The following is a 2,967-nucleotide window of genomic DNA, read 5'->3' as shown; positions in this document are numbered from 1 at the left end:
AACCAGTTTTAAATTTCTAAATATGAATAATTCTTTTCTTTTTTTGGTAGTATTTCTGTTCTCATTATTAACTACAAATGGGCAAACTACAGTTTCCAATCAGTCTGAATTAAATACAGCCATTGGATCCTCAAGTGCAGGAACTACAATTATTTTGACTAATGGTATTTGGAATAATTTACAATTAGAAATTGATAAAAATGGAACAGCTTCCAACCCAATAACCATAAAAGCAGCAACTCCAAATCAGGTTTTTATTGAAGGAAAATCAAATATTCAATTAGGAGGAAGTTATATTATTTTTGAAGGATTTGTATTTCAGAATGCATCTAATTTAGAGGTTTCAGATGATAGAATTGAATCGCTAATTACTTTTAGAGCAAGTGGAAATGACTGTAATAATTGTACAGTTACTAATATAAAAATAGACAGTTATAATGGCACAACTGCTCAAAACACAGCTGTTTTTAAATGGATTTTAGTGTATGGTTCTTCTAATGAAATAAGCCATAGTTCTTTTGTTGGTAAAAACGGAGTTGGTAGTATTGTAAACCACAACAGAAGTAACAATATAATTGATCGTACAAAGATTCACCATAACTATTTTGCAGATAGAGTTCCTGTAAATAACGATGTAAACGGATTAAATGATCAAGATGCCATAAGAATTGGTACAAGCACAACATCACTCTCTGATTCGTTTTCTGAAGTGCATAACAACTTCTTTTACAATTGGGCAGGCGAAGTAGAAATCATTTCTAATAAAAGTGGAGGTAATAAATATTATAACAATACTTTTAGAGATTATCAAGGCACATTAACCCTAAGACATGGCAATAACACAGAAGTTTTTGGAAACTATTTCTTCGGAAATAATAATACTTTTTCTGGAGGCGTAAGAGTTATTGGTGAAGGTCATAAAGTGTACAATAATTATTTTGAAGGTCTTAGATATAGAAAACCAAATGGTTCAGGTTCAAATACTACAGGTGCTTTAAATGTTATGAATGGTCAAGTAAACTCTGCTTTAAATGGTTATTACCAAGTTAAAAATACACAAATTATAAACAATACAATGGTCGATTGTGATTTAGGAATTAGAATCGGTACAAGTTTAAGTGGAGGAACATTAGCACCTGAAAATTTAATTGTTGCCAATAATATTGTTTTAGATTCTGATATTAATGCGTTTGATATTCAAACAAATCCAACAGGAACGTCAAAGTTTGAAGGAAACATCAATAAAAATGGAAGTTGGGATTTGACAAATGGAACAAATAATAATCAAACAATTTCATCGGATTTATTAGAAGCAGGAACTGATTTCTATAGATTAAGCACTTCAAGTGCAGCAATTGATGCTTCAGTAGGTAGTTATTCCTTTTTAAATAACGATATTCTTGGTGGAAACAGAACAGGAATTGCTGATGCTGGAGCAGAAGAGTTTAATTCAAATGGCGTAAATTTACCATACAAGATAAATGATGTTGGTGTAAACGTTGGTTTTCTTTCTTCTGTACCTAATTTATCAACTTCTGTAGAAGAAATTAACTTTAATATTGATGCAGGAAGTTCAACTTTTGAAATTGATTCAAATGTGAATTGGACCATTTCAGATGATGTTACTTGGTTATCTGTAAACCCAACACAGGGAAGTAATAAGGCAACAATTGAAGTTGTAGTTTTACAAAATAATTCTGGTGCTGAGAGAACAGGAACTATTACAGTTTCTGATGACAATTCCAATTTATCTGCTACCATAGATGTAATACAGTCTGTAGCAGAATTTAACCCAATTGATGCAGTTTCAATTACGGATTTAACAGTTACAGGAGTTGGCACACAAGATCCAAATATTCCTGAAAATACCATTGATAGTAATACTTCTTCAAGATGGTCTGCCAATTCAGATGATGGTTCTGCTTATTTAACATATAATGCCCAATGTAAAAGAACTATTACCAGCGTAAAAATCTATTTTCATAAAGGAGATCAAAGAACCTCTTCTTTTAAAATAGCCATTTCAGACAATGGAACTAATTTTTCTGATGTTACAAATGTATTAACGAATTCAGGAAATACTGTTGGTTTTGAGGAGTTTGTGCTACCAGCAAACACAAAAACACAATATATAAGAATTTTAGGTTATGGAAATTCAGAAGGAAGTGGCTGGAATAGTTACGAAGAAATCCAAATTTTTGGAGAAGCAACTTGCCCATCATTAAGTACAATTGAAAATACATTTTTAGCAAAAGGAATATCATTTTATCCAAACCCAAGTTCACAAGGTTTTATTCAGATAAAATCAGAAAAAAATAATATTGGTTTAGTGGAAGTTTTTGATATCACTGGAAAACAAATTAGTACAGCTAAATTCACCAAAAATGAGGCTATATTAAATGTAAAAACTTTATCAAAAGGAATTTATATCTTAAAAATTCAAGGAGTTGTTGAGCGTTTTTTTGTAGATTAGAGGAATGAACTCATCAGAAATCATTGACCTTTTACCTTATTCAAAACCATTTTTATTTGTTGATGAACTTACAGAAATTTCAGAAAACGGTGTAAAAGGAAATTATACTTTTCAAAAAGATGCTTTCTTTTATAAAGGTCATTTTAAAGAAAACCCCATAACACCAGGAGTTATTTTAACAGAAACAATGGCACAAATTGGTGTGGTTTGTTTGGGTATTTACTTATTGATGGATGAAATCTCTATAGAACATCAACCACAGATTGCGTTAACTTCTAACGAAATTGATTATTTTCTACCAGTATTACCTTGCGAAAAAGTGATTGTTGTTTCAGAAAAAATGTATTTTAGATTCAACAAACTAAAATGCAAAGTACAGTTGTTCAATTATAAAAACGAACTGGTTTGTAGAGGAACAATTGCTGGAATGATAAAACCAGAATAGAATCTATTAAAGTTCTTCGCTTTTTAAATACAATGAATCTAAGTAAAAA

2 protein-coding genes are annotated in these 2,967 nt (G+C 30.6%); both read left to right on the top strand.

The window, feature by feature from the left end; translation table 11 throughout:
* The coding region (locus tag AB8B65_RS01655) for a chondroitinase-B domain-containing protein (RefSeq protein WP_405299058.1) at nucleotides 1-2,473 on the top strand (2,473 nt) is incomplete at its 5' end.
* Between the two features lie 4 nt (nucleotides 2,474-2,477).
* Nucleotides 2,478-2,918 carry a 3-hydroxyacyl-ACP dehydratase FabZ family protein gene (locus AB8B65_RS01650; RefSeq protein ID WP_405299057.1) on the top strand — a complete coding sequence of 147 codons (441 nt, stop codon included), beginning with the start codon at nucleotides 2,478-2,480 and terminating at the stop codon, nucleotides 2,916-2,918.
* Nucleotides 2,919-2,967: the final 49 nt, after the last annotated feature.

The sequence above is a fragment of the Kordia sp. genome (genome assembly GCF_045105435.1).
GTDB lineage: Bacteria > Bacteroidota > Bacteroidia > Flavobacteriales > Flavobacteriaceae > Kordia.
The sequence above is the reverse complement of the archived record's forward strand: the minus strand, read 5'-3'. Positions and strand labels throughout refer to the sequence as shown.